Raw genomic sequence first — 19,054 nt, 5'->3', positions numbered from 1 at the left:
CGCCCTCACAGTCAGACGAGCCGGGCGGCCGACCACATCGGGCGGGAGGCGCCGGGCAGCACGAGCTTCGGTTGCACACTGCAACGCCCCGGCTTGGCCTTGACGTAGACGCCCTCGGACGACGACCACGCCATCGCCGACGAATCCGGAGCGAACGTCGGACTCATCGCCTTCGCGTCGGCGTTCGTGACGCACAGCGGGGTGGGGGGACCGGGCGGCGTCCCGTGGCGGGCGTCGCCGTCCACCTGGTACCAGAGCACCGTCGAGTTCGCCCCGTAGCCGCGCACCAGACCGAGGAACCGGCCGTTCCGCGAGAGTTCGGCGTCAGCGAGGTCGGTGTCGTCGGCGTACACCTGGTGGTCGTCGAACCAGTGGACCGGCGCCGCGAGGCGGTTCTGCAGCATGACCTGGACGTTGTAGCCGCCGGACTGCAGGGTCCGGTTCGTGCCGATCCAGGACGGCGCGTGGTACTGCGTCGCCGCCCCCACGCTGGTGTCGAGCCGACGGGCGAGGGTGTAGCCGGTGGCGTACCGGACCAGGCAGGTCGGGTCGCAGTCGTACTGCACGAACGACCACGCGATGTACCGCCCGTCGGGCGAGATCGCGACGTCGGCGGGCGTGCCGTCCGCGTTGTGGCCGGACCCGAGCCGCAACGGCGGCGGGTCGATCCGGTTCAACACCTGGCCCTGCTGGGTCATGCGGACGATCTCACCGAGCCGGCCCGCGGCGATGGTGCCGTCGTCGGCCTCGGACGGTGACGTGTACGGACGGTCCGCCGCGCCGTCGGTGGTGACGGCCCGCGCCCGCGACCCGTCCGCCCGCGCGATCCAGATGTTGTCGCCGCGCAGGTAGACGATGGATCCCGGCGGGACGGTCGCGGCGTCGGCGCGCGGCGCGACGGCGACGGCCAACGAGGCGGCGAGGCCGCCTGCGATCCCGAGGACGATGACGGTGCGACGGAACATGGTGGGACTCCCGGTTCTCGAGTGGACGGGATCCACCCTCACCGAGCCCGCTTGTCGTTCGCTGGCCGATCGCTTGCGCCGCCCCGACCCCGGGGCTACGTCGTGGCGGTGACGTACGCGCTGGTGACCGTGTTGCCGCTCGGGTCGCTCGCCACGACGCGGTAGTTGGTCGCCCCACTCGGAGCGCTGGTGTCCTGCAGGGTCACGGTCCCCTTCTGCCAGAACGTGGCGGACACGCTCGTGCGGGCGGCGACCGTGGTGCCGCGCATCAGGGAGTAGGTCAACACCAGGTCGTCCTCGTCCCAGTTGGTCGGCACGGTGACGGTCACCGCGCCCGGCCGGGCGGAGGTCACGGTCGGCTTCCACTCGTTGCCGCTCAGGCGGGGGCCTTCCTTCGACGGCGTCACCGACGGGAGGGCGAAGCGGGCGAGGCCCTGCTGGCCGAGCCCGTTGACGGTCGGGAACTCCCCGCCGAGCAGCACGTACCTGTCGGTCCCGGTGACCGTCCACGCCGCCTGCGAGATGCCGGTGTACGTGCCCGGGGTGAGGGTCGGGAACCAGTTCTGCATCGCCGGCGCGGGCGTCCCGCCCCAGTTGGCGTACGGCTCCCCGTTCAGCCACGGGTTGAGCGTGCCGCGGGCGTCTGGCGTCCACGAGAGCGCGAAGTGGTGGGTGCGGGGGCTGGTCTCGGGGAACCCGCCGACCCGCGCGCAGTCGTGGGCGTGACCGACGCTGTAGACCGCGGCGCTGCTGGCGTACACGCCGTAGGTGTCGCCGTGGCAGTCCTGCACCCAGGTGAGCGCGCCCGTCGCGATGTTCGCCGCGAACACGCCTTCGAGGTTGCCGGCCGAGGTGTTGGCGTACACGTACCCGCCCCCGTAGACGTTGGTGGCGTCGTGGGTCAGGGAGAGGATCGCGGCGGACTTGCCGGAGTCGTAGACCCGGGTCGAGGCGGCCCAGCTCAGGCGGGCGCCGGTGTCGGCCGTGACCTGCGCGAGGCCGCGAGCCGTCGAGCCGCCGACGTTGCCGAACGCCCCGCCGAGGTACACCGACTTGCCGTCGGGCGAGAGGGTCATGGCCTGGATCGTGTTGTCCGCGTTGGGGTTCCACGGCAGCAGCGCGCCCGTGTACGCGTCGAACGCGGCGCCGCGGTTGCGGGCGACCGACCCCACGGTGGTGAACGCGCCTCCGGCGTACACGGTCGTGTTGGTGACGGCGAGCGCCTTGACGTTGTAGCCGATCTTGGGCGCGAAGCTGGTCAGCAGGGCGCCGGTCGAGGTGCTGAACGCGGCGATCCGGTTGCGGGCGACACCCCCGACGGTGGTGAACTGCCCGGCCACGTAGACGCGGCTCCCGTCGGGCGTCACGGCGATCGCGTAGACCTGGTTGTTCATGACGGGGGCGAACGAGGTCATGGCACCGGTGGTCAGGTCGTAGGCCATGAGGTTCGCGCGTGGGACCGTCTGCGTCCCGGCCGCGGCGCCGGCCGGGCGAGCCTGGGCGAAGCTGCCGCCGACGTAGACGGTGTTGCCCGCGACGCCCTGGGACCACACCACGCCGTCGACCTGGGCGGTGGGCAGCGACTGGGCACTCACGGTGCCCGACGACGGCTGCACCACCGGGGCCGGGCCGGTCGCGGCGGCTGCCGGCGGGGCGGCCGCGAGAGCGGCGATCCCGGCTGTCACCAGTGGCACGACCAGCAGTCCGGTGGCTCGTCGACGACCTGACCCGACACTCGCACCCATGCCCGACGTCCCCCGTTCTCCGCTGTTCAGTGAAAGCTTCTCCAGGAAGAGAATCACGGAGAAACGGCACCGGCAAGATGAAAGTCCCGTTTGTGGCATTTCTTGAGCGAATTCTAACCTTTCACACCGTTCTCACCGGGTGGGCGCCGGGGCGGCCCCAGGAGTGGCACTCCGCCCCGGCGGCGCGTCAGGCGGCGCGGACGCGGCGGACGAGCTCCGCGACCGCCGCATCCGCGGACGGGCGTCCGTCGCTGTCGGCGCGGATCGCGGTGGCCGCAGCACTGAAGGACGGCTCGGCGAGGACGCGGGCCACCGCGGCGCCCACCTCGTCGGGCCAGCGGACCACGAGGGCAGCTCCGGCGGCGGCCGCGCGCTCGGCGTTGATGAACTGGTCCGCTCCCTGCGGGACGAGGACGAGGGGGATGCCCTGGCTGAGCGCGGCGAGGACCGTCCCCGCTCCCCCGGTGCTCACCACCACGTCGGTCCCCTGGAGCAGCTCCGCCATCGGGCGGAACCGCTCGTAGTGGACGTGCTCGGTGTCGGCGGGGAGGTCGACGTCGGGCCGGACCCCCACGGTGGCCACGACCTCGACGCCGGTCTCGGGGAGGCTCGCGACGATGGCCTTGAGCATCGCGTCGTCGCCGAAGACCGTGCCGAGCGTGACGAGCACACGGGTCGACCCCGCGGCGGAGCCGGACGCCGGTGCCGACGCGCCCTCGCGCCGGTGGGGTTCGGGGCGCACCGGGACGAACAGCGGATCGGAGGTCCAACCGGGCGCCTGCAGGGGCGCGGGGACCGGGTCGAAGATCCCCACCGGCGGCTGCATCCCCAGCCCGCGGTCGGCGTAGCGCGACGCCACGACCGCGAACATCGGGGCGCTGAACTCGGTCGGCAGCTGCGGGCCGAACGCGACCAGCGCCGACGGGATGCCCACCGCGGCGGCCGCGAGCGGGCCGACGAAGTCGACTGCGTCGGAGACGACGACGTCCGGCGTCCACGCCCGGACCACGCCGAGGGCGTCGTCGATCGTGAGGTCGACCCGGGTGCCCGCGAACAACTCGGCCACCGCGTCCGGGTCGGGCGTTCCCAGCGGGTCGTGGCCGGGGATGCGCCGGACGACCTCGGCGAACAGGACGTCGGGCATGGGACCGGCGGCCAGGAACGGGACGTCGGGCAGTTCGGTGGCGACGACCGGGGCCATGCCGGCGCTTGTCATGACCGCGACGTCGTGTCCGGCCGCGCGCGCGGCGCGGGCCAGGGGCACGAGGGGCAGCAGGTGGCCGAAGGCCGGAACGGAGGAGAACAGGATGCGCATGACGTCCTTCACAGGGGTTCTGGTGGATGGACGTCCAGCGTCAGCCGCCACCCCACCTGCGCACCTCCGTGATTCTACGGGTTCCCGTCGGGACCACCTCCCGACCGGTCCGGTGGGTCAGAGGCCGCGCAGACGGCGCGGTCCGGTGTCGCCGCGCGTGACAGGCGGCGCGACGAGCACCTCAGCCGAGAGCACCGCGAGGCCGGCGGGCGCCGCCACCGCGTAGAGGTCGAGCGTGACGACCTCGGGCAGCTCGTCGGCGAGCCGTGAGAGCCGACCGGCGAGGTCCGCGAGGGCGCCGGTGTCGGCCGGGGGCAACCCGCGGTACCCGGTGAGCAGCGGAGCGGCCTTCGGCGACGCGACGAGCCGCGCGGCGTCCTCGACGGTCAACGGGACGACGGCGAAAGCCCGGTCGCCGAGCAGGTCGGTGGCCACGCCCCCCACCCCGAACGACACCAACGCGCCGAAGGAGCGGTCGTCGGTCAGGCCGAAGACGGTGTCGACGCCGCGCGGCACCATCGGCTGGACCGTCGCCTCGGCGCCGACGTCGGGCAGGTCCATCGACGCCCACGCCTCGTAGAGCGCCTCGGGTTCGTCGAGGTGCAGGCGGACCTGCTGACCCCCGGACTCGCGCCGCAACGCCACCGGCCACCCGAGTTCCGTTGCAGCGTGCAACGCTGCCGACGGGTTGTCGACACGCTGCGACGGCACGACGGCGATCCCGAACGCCCCCAACAGCCGGCTGACCTCCTCGGCCGACAGCTGCCGGCCACCCTCGGTCTCGTGCAGCACCTGACCGACCAGCTCGCGGGCGGGCAGCGGATCGACGTCGGGGAACGACACGGGCGTGCCGACGGGTTCGTCGCGCCACGCCGAGTACCGGACCGCCCGGGCGAGAGCCGCGACGGCCCGCTCCGGCGAGGGATAACTCGGGACCGACCCGTACGCCGGCGCCGCGACGCCGGGGTGGGCCAGGGCCTCAGGAACGCCGTCGAAACCGAGGAACGTCGACAGCACCGGCTTGTCACTGCCGGCCGCCGCCTCGCGCAGTTGCGCGGCGTAGACGTCGGCGGAGGTCGTCGCGAGCGGCGGCACGAACACCGCGATGACCGCGTCGCAGGCGTCACCGGCGAGGGCCTCGTCGAGGCCGGCGCGGAACGCGTCCGGTCCCGCCTCGGTGCCGATGTCGACGACCCGGCCCAGCTGCAGGTCGGCGCCGTCGAGGGCGTCGGCGACCAGCAGGGCGAGCGCGGTCGAGTTGCCGACGACGCTGACACGCGGCCCGCCGGGGCGGGGCTGGGTGAGCAGCAGCAGCGCGACGTCGAACATGTCGCCGGTGTTGTCGACGCGGATGACGCCGGACCGCTCGAACAGCGCCGCCACCGACTGTTCCGGTACCTCGACCGAGGTGTGTTGCAGGCCGGCCACCACACCCTGCCGCCCGCTCTTCACCGCGACCAACGGCTTGGTGCGGCCGAAGCGCCGGGCCAGCCGGGCGAACTTGCGGGGGTTGCCGAAGCTCTCGAGATACATCATCGCGAGATCGGTGCCTGGGTCGTCCTCCCAGAACTGCAGCAGGTCGTTGCCGGACACGTCGGCGCGGTTGCCGGCCGACACGAACGTCGACACCCCCAGCCCGCGCCGCGCGGCCTCGCCCAGCACGGCGACCCCGAGCGCGCCGGACTGGGAGAAGAACCCGGCTCGGCCGTGCAGGGGTGGCAGGGGCGCGAGCGAGGCGTTGAGCGAGACCTCGGTGTCGGTGTTGACGACGCCGAGGCAGTTGGGTCCGACGACCCGCATGCCGTCGCGTCGGGCCGCCTCGACGAGGGAACGCTGCGCGGCGCGGCCTTCCTCGTCGCCGCGTTCGCCGAAACCGCCAGAGATGACGACCAGGCTCTTCACCGAACGTTCCCCGCACTGTTCGACGATCCCGCCCACCGAGGCGGCCGGCACGGCGATCACGGCGAGGTCGACGACGTCGGGGATGTCGAGCACCGACGGGTGCGCCGGTACGCCGCCGATGTGTCGACGGGTGGGGTGCACCGGGTACAGCGGGCCCTGGAACCCGCTGCGGAGCAGGTTGCGGAAGACCGCCCCGCCGATCTTGTTCGGGTCACCGCTCGCGCCGATGACCGCGACCGATGCCGGGCGCAACAGTCGACGGATCGAGGCGGCTTCGGAACGGCGTTCGCGGTCACGGGCCACCGACTCGGTGCTCGCGGTCTCGCCGATGTCGAAGGCCAACTCGACCTCGGAGCCGTCGAAGTGACGGTCGGGCTGGTAGCCGGCGTCGATGAACACCCGCAGCATCTGACGGTTCTCGGCCAGCACCAGCGCCGTGAAGCGGGTCATCCCCCGCTCACGGCCGGCCGCCGCGAGGTGCTCGAGCAGGATCGAGCCGATCCCGCGGCCCTGCTGGTCGTCAGCGACGACGAACGCGACCTCGGCCGAGGTCGACCCGGGTTCACCCTCGTAGCGCCCGACGGCCACCAGGCGGTCGCCCAACCAGGCCCCGAACGCCACCCGGCGGTCGTGGTCGACGTTGGCGAACCGCTGCAGGTCGCGCGGCGGGATGGTCGGGTAGGCCGAGAAGTAGCGGAAGTACCGGGTGCGCGCGGAGAGGCCGCCGTGGAAAGCCACGATGGCGTCGGCGTCCTCCGGCCGGATCGGACGCAGGTGCAACACTCCGCCGTCGGCGACGACGACGTCCGCCTCCCAGTCCGGCGGGTACGCGGGGGCGGCGACGTCCGCCGTCGGGTTCTCGCTCACCGTCAGTCCCGCGGGTCGTCGGGGTCGAGCCCGAGCAACGGGTAGACGGCGTTGCGGGTGGCGCCGATGGAACGGTCGAGCCAGGTCTCGCCGCCCGGCATCCAGCCCTCGACCCGCAGGTCGGCGTGACCCGGCGGCAGTTCCCCGAACCGCTCCGGGAGGTCGTCGGTGACGCCGCGTTCGCGCAGGTGCGCGGTCCACGAGGCCGGGATCTCCGTGTCCATCGGCAGCACCGCACCGCTCGCCGCCGCCAGCACCTGGGTCCACGTCCGCGGGACGCACCGCACGATGTTGTAGCCCCCGCCGCCGACCGCCAACCAGCGACCCTCGGTGAGCTCGTGAGCGAGATCGTGGCACAGTGCAACAGCGCGGGCCTGACCGTCGACGGTGAGCCCGAGGTTCGCCAACGGGTCGTCGCGGTGGGTGTCGCACCCGCCCTGGGTCACGAGCACCTGCGGGGCGAAGGCCCGGACCGCGCCGGGCACGACCGCGGCGAAGGCGCGCAGCCACCCGGTGTCGGACGTCCCGGGCGGCAGGGCGACGTTGACCGCGGTACCGACGGCCTGACCGCGTCCGATCTCGGTCGGCAGCCCGGTCCCCGGGAACAGGAAGCGGGGGTCCTCGTGCAGGCTCACCGTGAGCACCCGCGGGTCGTCGAAGTACGCCGCCTGCACGCCGTCGCCGTGATGGACGTCGACGTCGACGTACGCGATGCGGGTGTAGCCCGAGGCGAGCAGGTGGTCGATGCCGAGCACGACGTCGTTGATGAGGCAGAACCCCGAGGCCGATCCCCGCATCGCGTGGTGCAGTCCGCCCGCCAGGTTGACGGCGTGGGTGGCGTCGCCCGCGACGATGGCCGCGGCCGCGGTACGGGTCCCGCCCGCGATGAGCGCGGCGGCCTCGTACATCCCCGGGAAGACCGGGTTGTCGTCGCCGCCGAGGCCGTAGCCGACGTACCCCGGCTCGGAGGACGCCTGCCGCAACGCGGCGAGGTAGTCGGCGTCGTGCACGGTGAGCAGTTCGGCCTCGGTCGCAGCGACCGGGGCGGTCACCTCGAGCCGGTCGAGCACGCCCGTCGCTCCGGCCAGGCGCATCGTGAGGTCCAGGCGCACCGGTGACATCGGGTGCTCGCCGAAGTCGTACCGGAGGTAGTCCTCACTCCACACCGCGACCGCTCGGCAGTCCACCACGAAGGGACCGTAGCCGACCGGGTTCAGATCCCCTCGCGGTGCGCGGCGGTGAGGAACTTCCACTGTGCGTCGACCGGCGCCACGGGGAGGCCGATCCGCTCCGCGGCGGCGAACGACCGGGCCCGCCACCGGTCGGCGAGGACGTCCTCGCCGGCGCGCGTCGCAGCCAGGGCACCGAGGCGGGCGAGCCACGGCTCGTACAGGCGCTCCCCGTTGCGGTCGATCTCGTCGAGGCCCCGCTGGACCGCGGCCACGGCCTCGGCCGGCCGCCCGGCCAACAGCAGGACGTCGGCCTGCAGGCCCCGCAGGAACGCGCGCGTCCCGAGGCTCGGCATGTGGTCGTAGGGCCGCAGCAGGTCGCCGATCGCGTCCGGCCGGTCCCCGGGCCGACGACGGCCGTGGGCCCACGCCTCGACGACGTCGACGTACACCGCGCCGTCGGTGGTGCCCGCGACCTGCTGGGCCGCACGGGTGCGGGCGACCGCGTCGAGCGCGCGGTCGGGGTCGCCGCGCATCCCCTGCCAGAGGGCGACGAGCAGGTTGATGTAGGTGGTGGTGTGCGCGTCGCGGCCGCCGATCACGTCGTCGTCGTCGAGTGCGGCGCCTTGGGCGGCGGCCTCGTCGTCGCGGCCGAGGAACGACAGCGAGGTGGCCCGGAACCACCGCGCGAGGCGGGCGGGATGGATGGGGAACGCGCCGGGCGGGACGGTCACCTCCGGCCGGGTGAGGAACGCGATGACCTCGTCGGCGCTGGTGAGCGCGTCGCTCACGCGTCCCGTGTAGAACAGCCGTTGCGTCCGGTTCACTGCCGACCCGAGGCGCAGGCCGTCGTGGTCCATGGCCTCACCCGCGACGCTCTGCTCCTCCTCGACCGCGGTCATCGCCGGCACGTCCATGCGGATGATCGCCTCGGCGTAGGCCGCCTGCAGCGCCACGAGCAGGTCGTCCGGGCGTCCGTACTCCCGCGCCAGGTGGACCGCCCGCGCGTGGTGCGACCGGGCGACGTCCGAACTCGGGGCGACGAGGTTGTAGAGGGAGTACAACCGCAGCCGCGCCGACAGTTCCGCGAGCGGGGCGTCCGCCCCCCGCAGACGTGACGCGAGATCGACGGCCCGCAGGAGCACCGCCTCGGCCGAGGCGAAGTCCCCGCGCGCGCGGGCGGTGTCGGCCTGCGTCACGCAGATCGCCACCGCGCGGGTCAACGCGTCGTCGCCGCCGGCGCCCGCCAGGTGGTACACGAGTTGGTCGGGGTCGCGGGGCACGCCGGGCGAGACCTCGCGGCGCGCGAGTTCGGCCGCCACCCGTGCATGGACCCGACGACGTCGCGCCGGGCCGATGGCCTCCAGCAGGGTCTGCTGCACCAGCGCGTGGGCGAAGCGGTGCACGCCGGGCGCCCCCGGCTCGGTGCCGAGCACGCCCGCCGCGGTGGCGCGGTCGACCGCCTCGTCGACGACGTCCTCGTCGCGGCCGCTCGCCGCCACGAGCACGTCGAGGTCGAAACTGCGTCCGACCACCGCGGCGGCGTCGAGCACCTCGCGGTCCGCCGGGTCCACCCGGTCCATGCGGGCCAGGACGACGGCCCGGACGGTGTCGGGTACCTCGGCGTTGGTGACCTCGACGTCGCCGACCGTCGGGCTGTCGGTGACGACCAGCCGCACGATCTCGCCGACGAAGAAGGGGTTCCCGTCGGTCCGGTCGACCAGGGCGGCGGACGTGGCGTCGTCGATGACGCTGCCGGTGCGGTCGGCGACGTAGTCGCGGACGTCGGCCGCGTCGAACCCCGTGAGGTCGATCCGCACCAGGCCACCGCCTCGGGCGAGACCTGCCAGCAGCGCTCCGGTCGTCGCCGACGCCTCGTCACTCGGCCACCGCACGCTCACCACCAGGGCGATGCCCGGGGCGTGCAGGTGGGTGACGAGGTACTCGGTGGTGCGGCGGCTGGTGGCGTCGGCCCAGTGCATGTCCTCGAGCACCAGGACGACCGGACGGGCTCGAGCGAGCCCGGTGAGCACCTGCGCCACGGCGTCGAGCACCCGCAGCTCGGAGCGTTCGAGATCGCCCACCACGTCGACCGGCGCGGAGCTGTCACGGTCGGGCACCAGGTCCGGGACCACGAGCGCGAGGATGTCGGCACCGGTGCCCGCCGCCTCGACGAACGCGGCCGGTCCGACCTCGGCGGCCAGCACCCGCAGGGCCTGGGCGAACGGCCAGAGGCGGGGCGCGCCGTCGTGCTGCCAACTGCGTCCCCAGGCGACCAGGGCGCCACTGCGGCGTGCGTGCGCCGCCGCCTCCTCCAGCAGCCGCGTCTTGCCGATGCCCGCCTCGCCGACCACCGCGACGGCGCGGAAACCCTTCTGGGCGGCGTCATCCAGCGTGGCGCGCAGCGTCGCCGCTTCCGCCGCGCGGCCGATCAGGGGCGGCGCACCGGGGGTGGTGTCGACGGTGTCGAGGACCTCGCTGCCGTCGACGCGGTCCATCGGAGGCGGTTCGGACGCGACGACCACCGGTGGCGTCGTCAGCGGCACGTCGTCGAGCGCGGGATCGCCGCGCAGCATCCGGGCGTGCAGGTCCTGCAACTCCCGGCCGGGGTCGACGCCCAGCTCGTCGGCGAGCAGTTCTCGCACCCGCGCGAAGTGGTCGAGCGCTTCGGCCTGCCGACCGGCGCGGTGCAGCGCCGTCATGTACAGCCCGTGGACCTGCTCTGCCAGCGGCGCGACGCGCACGAGGTCGCGCAGTTCGTCGAGGACGTCGTGGTGACGGCCGAGGGCGAGGTCGAGCTCCACCGCGAGCGTCTGGGCGCTGTGACGCAGCGAGGTCAGCCGTTCGGCCTCGCGCCGGGTCGTCGCGATGACGACGTCGGCGTACGGCTCGCCGCGCCAGAGCGCGAGGCCGGCCCGCACGGTCCGTGACGCCCCCCGTACGTCACCGCGCTCCCGGGCGGCGCGGGCGTCGGCCACCGCGGTGGAGAAACGCTCGGCGTCGACGTGGTTCCTGGGCACGGCGAGCCGGTACCCGGGGTGCTCGGTCACGATCGGCCAGCCGGCGTCGTCGTCGCCCCCGCCGGCCCGGCGGAACGCCGCCCGCAGCCGCGAGAGGTACGCCTGGACGGCGGTCACCGCCGAGTCGGGCGGGTCGCTGTCCCACACCCGGTCGAGCAGCGTGTCGAGCGGGACGACGCGGTCGCTGTCGACCAGCAGCGCGGCGAGGGTCGCCCGGCGGCGCAGCGGGCCGAGCTCGACCGGCTGCCCGGCGCGACGCACGACCAGGGGGCCGAGCACGTACGCGTCGACCTCGGGCCGCGCGGCGGGCGTGCTCACGGGACCGTTGCTCTCGGCACCGGTGCCGCGTCGCTGTCGGTGGGATCGCGAGGGTCGAGCGGGGCGGGCGGCGCCTCGGCCCGGTCGGGGCCCGGAGGCACGGTGCCGAGAGCCTGCGCGAGCAGGGTCGCGGCGTCGGGTTCGCTGCTCATGGCCCCATCCTGTCCCCGGAGCCTTGCGTCCGCCTTGCGTCCGCGCTCCCCACCCGCCGGGGTGTAACGCCAGCCTCACGCGACGCGCTGTCGTGGTGTACGAGGGGTCGGTGTGGCTGGGCCACCCCGAGGTCCAGCCGCACCGCTCGCACGACGCACCGGAGCACACTGGCGCGGTGGACGCATCCGACGACGGCTCGCCGGCTGATCCCGAGCGTCCACGCCTGTCCCGCCAGTCGATCGCCGATGCCGCCCTGCAGATGATCGACGAGCAGGGGGTGGCCACGGCCTCGCTGCGCGGTGTGGCGGCGCGGTTGGGGTACGAGCCGATGTCGCTGTACCGGTACGTGTCCAACCGCGACGACCTGTTCGACGCCGTCGTCGACCGGGTCGTCGACGAACTCGACCACGACCCGGAGGTCGAGGCCACACCGGTGCACGGTTGGCAGGACTACCTGGCCCGTCTGGCCCACGGCGTGCGGCGGTACGCCCGTGGCCACCCGCACGCGTTCCCGATGGTGGCGACCCGGCCGTCGCAGGCGCCCTGGATCAACCCGCCGTTGCGGTCGTTGCGGTGGATCGAGTCGATGATCACCGCCTTGTCCGACGAGGGGTTCTCCGACGACCAGGTCCTGTTCGTCTACCGCAGCTTCAACAGCTTCCTGCTCGGTTTCCTGTTGTTGGAGACCAGTGCCATGACGCTCGTCGACCCCAAGCCCGGCGACGGCGCCCTGTCGGCCTCCGCGGGCGGCGACGCCGCGGCCGTGGAGACGGCACTGCCGGGAGGGCTCACGCCGTCGCGTACCGCCGCGGAGCGCGAGGCCATCGCCGACGCGGAAACCCCCCACGAACAACTCGACCCCTTGGGCGGGAACGTGCCGGAGGACGAGTACCCGGGGGTGCACCGGCTCGCGGCGGGCCTCGCGGCCGACGTCTGGTCGGAGGAGTTCGACGCCGGTCTCGAGGAACTGATCGACCGGATCGGGAGATTCTCCGGAGTTTCCGGGTAGGACAGTCACAGGCACTTACACCGTAAGGCTGTGCCTGCGTGGGGGAGAAACTCCCGCGCCTGGTCGCGGGGGTCCGACCGTTGAACGCCATCGTCACCGACGTCTCGTCTCGTCCACCGGACCGAACATCCGTCCCTCCGGGCGACAGCCGGCGCCGCACCTGATCTGCGACCGGTCCAGACGACCGGTCGCCACCACATCACGTCGCTGATCGCGCCGTCTCCCCGCTCCGAGCGTGGTTCTTCCATGCCCGCAGCACTTCTCCCACGCCCGTCCGACGATCCCGTCGTGCACGGACACCTCGAACAGGAAGGCACCACCATGACTGCACCGAGTGTCGACGACCTCGTCGGCCACACTGCGATCGACCGGGACGGCGACAAGATCGGCAAGATCGGCCAGGTCTACCTGGACGACCAGACGCAGCAGCCGGTCTGGATCACCGTGTCCACCGGTCTGTTCGGCAGCAACGAGTCGTTCGCTCCGCTGTACGGCGCCACCCACGTCGGTGACGACCTGCAGCTCGGGGTCGAGAAGGCCCAGGTCAAGGACGCGCCGAACGTCGACGCGGACGGCCAGCTCAGCGAGGCCGAGATCGACGCCCTCTACACCCACTACGCGGGCTACCTGCAGTCCGGCTCCGGCCGGACCCAGCAGGTCGACGACCGGTCCGACGCCTCCGTCGACGGCGGCCGCGACGGGGAGTTCCGCGGCGCCGGCCACGACACGTCGGGCCCGAACACCGACGACGCCATGACCCGTTCCGAGGAGCGGCTGCACGTCGGCACCGAGAACGTCGAGGCCGGCCGGGCACGGCTGCGCAAGCACGTCGTCACCGAGAACATCAGCCAGACCGTGCCCGTCTCCCACGAGGAGGTACGGGTCGAGCGCGAGCCCATCACCGATGCCAACGTCGGCGACGCCCTCGACGGCCCCGCCTTGTCCGAGGAGGAGCACGAGGTCACCCTGCACGCCGAGCGTGCGGTGACCTCGAAGGAGACCGTGCCGGTCGAGCGTGTGCGCCTCGCGACCGAGACGGTCACCGAGCAGCAGCGGGTCGAGGAGCAGGTCAGCCACGAGGAGATCGACACGGTCGGCGTGACCGACACCGACCGCACCGACCGGTGACGAACGGCGCCGGGTGGTCGGGATCCGGGGGGATCCGACCACCCGGCGCGTCAACCGGCCACGACTCCCCCGCGCCTGAAGACAGGGGACGCCACGTGACGTCAGACCCGCCCGTGACGCCCGGGACGGCCGAGACCACGACGAGGGCCGAGACCTTGGCCGTCGACACCGAGTGGGTCGTGGCCGGTCGGGTCCGGGTGCGACGACGGATCATCACCGAACGACGCACCGTCGAGGTCGACGTGCACCGGGAGGTGCTCGAGATCGACGGGGACGACCTCGACTTCCACAACGGTCGACTCTTCGGCGTCGCAGTCGGCCCGACGATCCCGGACGTTCCGCAGCCACGACCACCGATCGTCCTGGTGCTGCGGGAGGAAGTCCCCCGCGTCGAACACGACCTCCGGGCCTACGAACGTGTCACCGTCACCACCGAGCGCGTCACGCGCACCGAGACCGTCCACGACGAACTGCGGCGCGAAGTGGTCGACGTCGACGTCGACATCCGTCGCGTGGAAACGCAGTCGCACTGAGTTCCACCGCATCACCGCTCGCACCCAACCAGGGGCGGGCTGACCAATGAGAGGGCGTCACACGATGGACCAAGCAATCGACACGACCACCGGCATCTCGAACGCGTTCTCGAACATTGCGGCGTTCGTCCCGAAGCTGGTGTTGTTCCTCGTCATCCTGATCGTCGGCTACATCGTCGCCAAGATCATCACCCGCATCCTGTCCAAGGTGCTCACCAAGGTCGGCTTCGACCGCGCGGTGGAGCGCGGCGGCATCAAGCGGGCACTGGAGTCCAGCAAGTACGACGCCAGCGACATCCTCGCCAAGCTGGTCTTCTACGCGATCATGCTGTTCGTCGTGTCCACGGCGTTCGGCGTCTTCGGCCCGAACCCGATCAGCGACTACCTCCGCGCGGTCATCTCCTACCTGCCGCTCGTCTTCGTCGCCATCGTCATCGTGGTCATCGCCGCCGCCATCGCCGCCGCGGTCAAGGGCCTCATCCAGAACAGCCTCGGATCGCTGTCCTACGGCAAGATCCTCGCCAACATCGCCTCGACGGTCATCCTCGCGCTCGGCGTCATCGCCGCGCTCGACCAGCTGCACATCGCCACGAACATCGTCAACGCGGTGCTGTACGCCGTGCTCGCGGCAGCCGTCGGCATCGCGATCGTCGCCGTCGGCGGTGGCGGCATCCGCGCGATGTCCACCCGCTGGGACAACGTCCTCGCGAAGTACGACAGCGAGAAGCCCAACATGCAGCAGGCGATCCGCAACGCACCGAGCGTCAAGCAGCAGGCTCAGCAAGCCAAGCAGGAAGGGCAGCAGCGCATCAACCGGATGTCGTGACGCCTGATCGTCAACGCGGCCGGCCCGACCACTCCGGTGATCGGGCCGGCCGTCGTTCGTGGCGACGACGGGTTCGTTGGTTCAGCTCCGCCGCACGCTCGAGCTCGCCACCAAGGTGGCGCCACCGCGTTCACGTGAACGCGGTGGTGGCGTCGACGCGCACATGAGACGGACCTCGATGACAGCGACCCCCGCTCGGGTCGTGTGCGACGGCGCCGCGCACCGCCGCGGACTACTGGATGGCGGCGCTGGAGCCGTCGCAGCCGGCGGGCCACTTCCGTGACCGGAGTTCGCTGGACGTTCCGACGTTGCGCCACCGCCGCGGGGCAGACCCCTGACGGGTCACGCACGTGCGACGCCGTACGGTCCGCCCGTGCTGCACCGCCCCGGACCGCGAACCTCCCTCCTGACGTCCGTCGTGCTGATCTCTCTCCTCGGCGGTCTCTGCGCGTGCGGCGGTGCCTCGACTCCGGCTCCGAGCGTTGCACCGACCGCGGTGCCGCTGCGGCCGATCGCCGCCTGTGCCTCGACGGTCGTCGTGCCCGAGGACTCGGTGTCGACGACGCCTGCGGCTGACCCGCCTCCGACCGTCACCGTGGCCGCAGGACAGGCGGTGTCGTTCCAGGTCCCGCGCGCCGGACGGGTCGGCCTGCTCGGCGACGCGTCCGAGGACGACGCGCAGTTGTGCGCAACGACTGCGACGACGACGGGGACGGCCGTGCTGGTCGCCGTCGGCGAGGGGTACTCCCGGATCGGGGTGCAGGTCGGCATCCAGCGTCCGACCGAGGTGCTGGTGCGCGTGACCCCGGCCTGACCGGTTCGTCCCGTCTGTTCCGCATCATCGGTCCTCTGGGCCTGCCTGTTCCGGATTCGCGTGGTCGAAGACGCTTGTCAAACGCAGATGCGGTGTTAGGTTTCGCGCCGTGCCAACTCTCCTCCGCCGCGTCGTCGCGGTCCCGGTCGTCGTCTGCGCGCTGGCGTCGGGGGTCCTCGCGGCCACGGCAGCCCCTGCGCTCGCCGACGACGCCTCCACGCTCACGGTCGTCGGAACCAGCGACGTCTACGACTCCAACCTCGTCCAGTCGGTGATCAAGCCGGGCTTCGAGGCGGCCAACCCCGGGGTCACGCTGAACTACGTCAGCAAGGGCACCGGCGCGGCCATCGCCTACGCCGAGCAGGGCTCGGCCAGCGCGATGATCGTCCACGCGGCCTCGCTGGAGAACCAGTTCGTCGGCTCGGGGTACTCGCTGGAGAACTACGGCCGCGCGATCTTCTGGGGTGACTACGTCCTCGCAGGCCCCGTCGACGGCGACCCGGCCCAGGTCCTGCAGGGCGGCCAGCACGACATCGTCACCGCGCTGCAGAAGGTCGCGGCGGCCGGGGTGAGGGGCAAGGCGGACTTCGTGTCCCGAGGCGGCACCCCGGGCACGACCGTCCAGGAGCACGCGCTGTGGGCGCTGACCACGGGCGTCCCGACCTGCGATGTCACGGCGGTGAACGGCGGAGGCGAGGCGCCGAGCACCACCACAGGTACCTGCCCGGTCGTGAACACCAACCCGGACTGGTACCACACCACCGGACTCACCCAGGGCCCCAACGTGCTGAACGCGTCCGCCTGCAACTACGGGCGCGGCGCCGATTGCTACGTCTTCACCGACCGCGGCACGTTGCAGTACCTGCAGTCGACCGGCCAGGCGCAGAACCTGCGGATCATGACCCGGGGCAACAGCAAGCCCGGTGCCCTGGGCGGGACCGATGCGCTCGTGAACTCGTTCCACGCCTACGCCGTCAACCCCGCCGCGTTCAGTGACCCGACCGTCCAGGCCGGCATCAACACGACAGCTGCGACCGCCTTCCTGAACTACCTGACCTCGCCGACCACCCAGACCGCGATCGGCGCCTACCTCGCCGACCAGCAGGGCGGTGCGCCGTTCCTGCCGTCGGCGGCACCGAACATCTCGACGAACTACGACAAGACCGAGGTGCGCGCCGGAACCGCCCTGACCGTCAAGGGCTCGGTCAAGAACCCCGTTCCCGGCACGCCGGTGCTGAAGAAGTTGACAGTGCGGCTGAACTTCACCCCGACCGGAGGCGCCGCCAAGCAGGTCGCCACCGCCACGACCGACAGCAACGGCAAGTACGTCCTGACCTACAAGCCCACCCGCAACGGCACCTACACCGTCACCAGCGACCCGGTCGACAAGATCGAGGTGCCGGACCTGACGCCGCCCTTCGGTGACAAGCTCGCGTCGAGGACGACGGCCCCGTCGACGGTCATCACCGTCAGGGCCTCGGTCACCGCAACGTTCACCGGCGGGGCCGGCGTCGTCCGAGGGAAGGCAACCCTCGCGCCGAAGGCACCGAACGGATCAGGAACCCTCGAGCTCTACGGCGCCACGGACGGCGGCACCCTGCAACCGCTCAGCTCGCCGATCGCCGTTCCGGCGGGGACCACTCAACTCACGTTCAAGTACTCCAACATCCCGCCCGGCAGCTACCAGGTCGAGGTGCACTACCGCAACGACGGCACGTTCACCCAGGGCATCAGCACCCCCACCGCCACGGTGACCGTCACCTGAGCACCCTTCGCGCACGAACAGGCAGGCTGCTCACCGCGGCCTGCCTGTTCGTCGTCGTCGGCAGTGTCCCCGTCGTGCCCGCGTCCGCCACCGGACCCGCCGTCGTCACCGTCACGGCCGTGTTGGACCGGCCGGACGGCAGCCAGGTCCCCGTTGCCCTCGCCAGGACGGACTTCGACCGGGACGACCTCACCGCCGGGCAGGCGCTGCCGCTGGACGCGTCCGGTGGCGTCTACCGGACGACCGCCGGATTCGTGTTCCTCGAGCCCGACAGCCACACCGGGGTGTCGCTGCACGAGCTGGTCTCGACCGGCGTCGGCGTGGCCGTCGCGAACGTGCGGACCGTGGACATCCAGGGGCCGACAGCGAGCGGTCGACTCTCGACGGTGTCCGCGGACCTCGATGCTCCCGCCGACGACCACTTCCCGTTCGAGTACAACGCCCAGCCCGCCTTCATCTACGACGGCGACAACCTGTACTTCGCGGTCGGCGCCCGCACCGTGGTTCCGGTCGATCCGCCGGTGATGAACGGCGTCTACATCGTGGCGACCCCAGGAGAATCCATCCACCTCGTCCTGCACCTGTCGTCCACGCTGCAGGCACTCCGGGTCCAGGCCGATCCCGCCGCGGTGAGGGTGGGGCAGACCGTCCAGTTCCACGGTCGGGTCGACAGCGCCGATCCGACTCAACCGCTCATGTGGTCCTGGCGGGTCGGGCAGCAAGAGCCGTTCGGCGACGGGCCGGATCCGACCACGACGTTCTCCAGGGCCGGGCACTACGAGGTGGTCGCAACGGTGACCGCGCCGGACGGGTCGACCGGGACCACCTCGACATTCGTCGACGTCACGGGCAGTACCAGCACGCCGCCTCCGACGTCCCCGCCGCCGACGCAACGGGACCGCGGAACCGGCGGGCCGGCGGCCCCAGACGTAGGCCCCCGCCAGGGGAGCGGACCGGTCGTGGGTGGCGTCCCGACGGCCCGTGACGGGACGGGCGCGCCCGGACGCACCGCCGCACCCGACCGTTCCGGCTCCGTGGCGACGGCAACCGCGAGCGCGGGCTCGACCCGTGCGGCAGGCGCGGTCATGGGCTACGTCCTGTCGAACGCCACGGCGGCCGTCGTGGACGTTCCGCCCGGCGCCCGACCCCGCGACGACTCCGCTCGGGCGGCCCGGGCCGGAACCGAGGCCGTGTCGCTGCCGGACTGGGTGATCGCCGCCGCCGCCGCCGTGCTGCTCGCAAGCCTCGGCGCGCTCAGTGAACGCCGTCGACCGACCACTGCCCGGACCCGACCCCGACGGAAGCGGTAGACCACGCGATGGACAACCCCCTCTACTCCGCGATCTTCCACATCGCCTCGGTCCTGGAGATTCCCGTGGTCGTGGCGGCGTTGCTGGCGCTCGCGGTCGTCATCGTCGAACTCGGGAGGTTCGCGGTGGAGGTGTCGGCCCGGGCCCGACGGCGGCCGGGACCGGCGCGGGCCGCCGCGCTGGAGCGGGCCGCCCAGGCCGCTCGGACCGCGGCC

Annotated in this window: 15 protein-coding genes; 8 read left to right on the top strand and 7 right to left on the bottom strand. The window is 72.5% G+C overall.

The annotated features are described in order from the left end of the window. Positions 1 to 11: 11 nt before the first annotated feature. The 7 genes from ACXR2U_RS20765 to ACXR2U_RS20735 all read right to left on the bottom strand — a co-directional run bounded on the left by ACXR2U_RS20765 (position 12) and on the right by ACXR2U_RS20735 (position 11,453). Complete coding sequence (locus tag ACXR2U_RS20765; RefSeq protein ID WP_458826992.1) at positions 12 to 965, bottom strand: TolB-like translocation protein; 954 nt, start codon at positions 963 to 965, stop codon at positions 12 to 14. A 95-nt stretch (positions 966 to 1,060) separates the two neighbouring features. Further along, entirely contained in the window at positions 1,061 to 2,659 is a 1,599-nt protein-coding gene (locus ACXR2U_RS20760; RefSeq protein ID WP_458826991.1) for a PQQ-binding-like beta-propeller repeat protein, read from the bottom strand. A gap of 238 nt (positions 2,660 to 2,897) precedes the next feature. Further along, entirely contained in the window at positions 2,898 to 4,037 is a 1,140-nt protein-coding gene (locus tag ACXR2U_RS20755) for a glycosyltransferase (RefSeq protein WP_458826990.1), read from the bottom strand. Between the two features lie 105 nt (positions 4,038 to 4,142). Continuing rightward, positions 4,143 to 6,794 (bottom strand): bifunctional acetate--CoA ligase family protein/GNAT family N-acetyltransferase, encoded by a 2,652-nt coding sequence (locus ACXR2U_RS20750; RefSeq protein WP_458826989.1) that lies wholly within the window; start codon positions 6,792 to 6,794, stop codon positions 4,143 to 4,145. Between the two features lie 2 nt (positions 6,795 to 6,796). After that, on the bottom strand, positions 6,797 to 7,984 hold the full coding sequence (locus ACXR2U_RS20745; protein WP_458826988.1) for an acetoin utilization protein AcuC: 1,188 nt from the start codon (positions 7,982 to 7,984) through the stop codon (positions 6,797 to 6,799). Between the two features lie 23 nt (positions 7,985 to 8,007). After that, entirely contained in the window at positions 8,008 to 11,301 is a 3,294-nt protein-coding gene (locus ACXR2U_RS20740; protein WP_458826987.1) for a BTAD domain-containing putative transcriptional regulator, read from the bottom strand. Continuing rightward, the gene (locus ACXR2U_RS20735) at positions 11,298 to 11,453 is read right to left on the bottom strand and encodes a hypothetical protein (protein WP_458826986.1); all 156 of its coding nucleotides are present in this window, start codon (positions 11,451 to 11,453) and stop codon (positions 11,298 to 11,300) included. Before ACXR2U_RS20735 ends, ACXR2U_RS20740 begins: the two co-directional genes overlap by 4 nt. Before the next feature lie 176 nt (positions 11,454 to 11,629). On the opposite strand from ACXR2U_RS20735, the gene ACXR2U_RS20730 reads away from it, so the two are divergent. The 8 genes from ACXR2U_RS20730 to ACXR2U_RS20695 form a co-directional block, all read left to right on the top strand. Next, on the top strand, positions 11,630 to 12,463 hold the full coding sequence (locus ACXR2U_RS20730) for a TetR/AcrR family transcriptional regulator (RefSeq protein ID WP_458826985.1): 834 nt from the start codon (positions 11,630 to 11,632) through the stop codon (positions 12,461 to 12,463). A gap of 321 nt (positions 12,464 to 12,784) precedes the next feature. After that, the gene (locus tag ACXR2U_RS20725; RefSeq protein WP_458826984.1) at positions 12,785 to 13,591 is read left to right on the top strand and encodes a DUF2382 domain-containing protein; all 807 of its coding nucleotides are present in this window, start codon (positions 12,785 to 12,787) and stop codon (positions 13,589 to 13,591) included. Between the two features lie 95 nt (positions 13,592 to 13,686). Then, entirely contained in the window at positions 13,687 to 14,124 is a 438-nt protein-coding gene (locus tag ACXR2U_RS20720) for a DUF2382 domain-containing protein (RefSeq protein WP_458826983.1), read from the top strand. 64 nt (positions 14,125 to 14,188) lie between these two features. After that, positions 14,189 to 14,950 carry a mechanosensitive ion channel family protein gene (locus ACXR2U_RS20715; RefSeq protein WP_458826982.1) on the top strand — a complete coding sequence of 254 codons (762 nt, stop codon included), beginning with the start codon at positions 14,189 to 14,191 and terminating at the stop codon, positions 14,948 to 14,950. A gap of 418 nt (positions 14,951 to 15,368) precedes the next feature. Beyond that, positions 15,369 to 15,764: a hypothetical protein gene (locus ACXR2U_RS20710; protein ID WP_458826981.1), complete on the top strand. Its 396-nt coding sequence runs from the start codon at positions 15,369 to 15,371 to the stop codon at positions 15,762 to 15,764. 109 nt (positions 15,765 to 15,873) lie between these two features. Further along, positions 15,874 to 17,529: a substrate-binding domain-containing protein gene (locus ACXR2U_RS20705; RefSeq protein ID WP_458826980.1), complete on the top strand. Its 1,656-nt coding sequence runs from the start codon at positions 15,874 to 15,876 to the stop codon at positions 17,527 to 17,529. Positions 17,530 to 17,603: 74 nt separating this feature from the next. Beyond that, positions 17,604 to 18,839 carry a PKD domain-containing protein gene (locus tag ACXR2U_RS20700; RefSeq protein WP_458826979.1) on the top strand — a complete coding sequence of 412 codons (1,236 nt, stop codon included), beginning with the start codon at positions 17,604 to 17,606 and terminating at the stop codon, positions 18,837 to 18,839. Between the two features lie 8 nt (positions 18,840 to 18,847). Then, on the top strand, positions 18,848 to 19,054 hold a 207-nt coding region (locus tag ACXR2U_RS20695), incomplete at its 3' end, for a hypothetical protein (protein ID WP_458826978.1).

The sequence above is a fragment of the Jatrophihabitans sp. YIM 134969 genome, from assembly GCF_054456675.1.
This window is presented reverse-complemented; position numbering and strand designations above follow the sequence as displayed.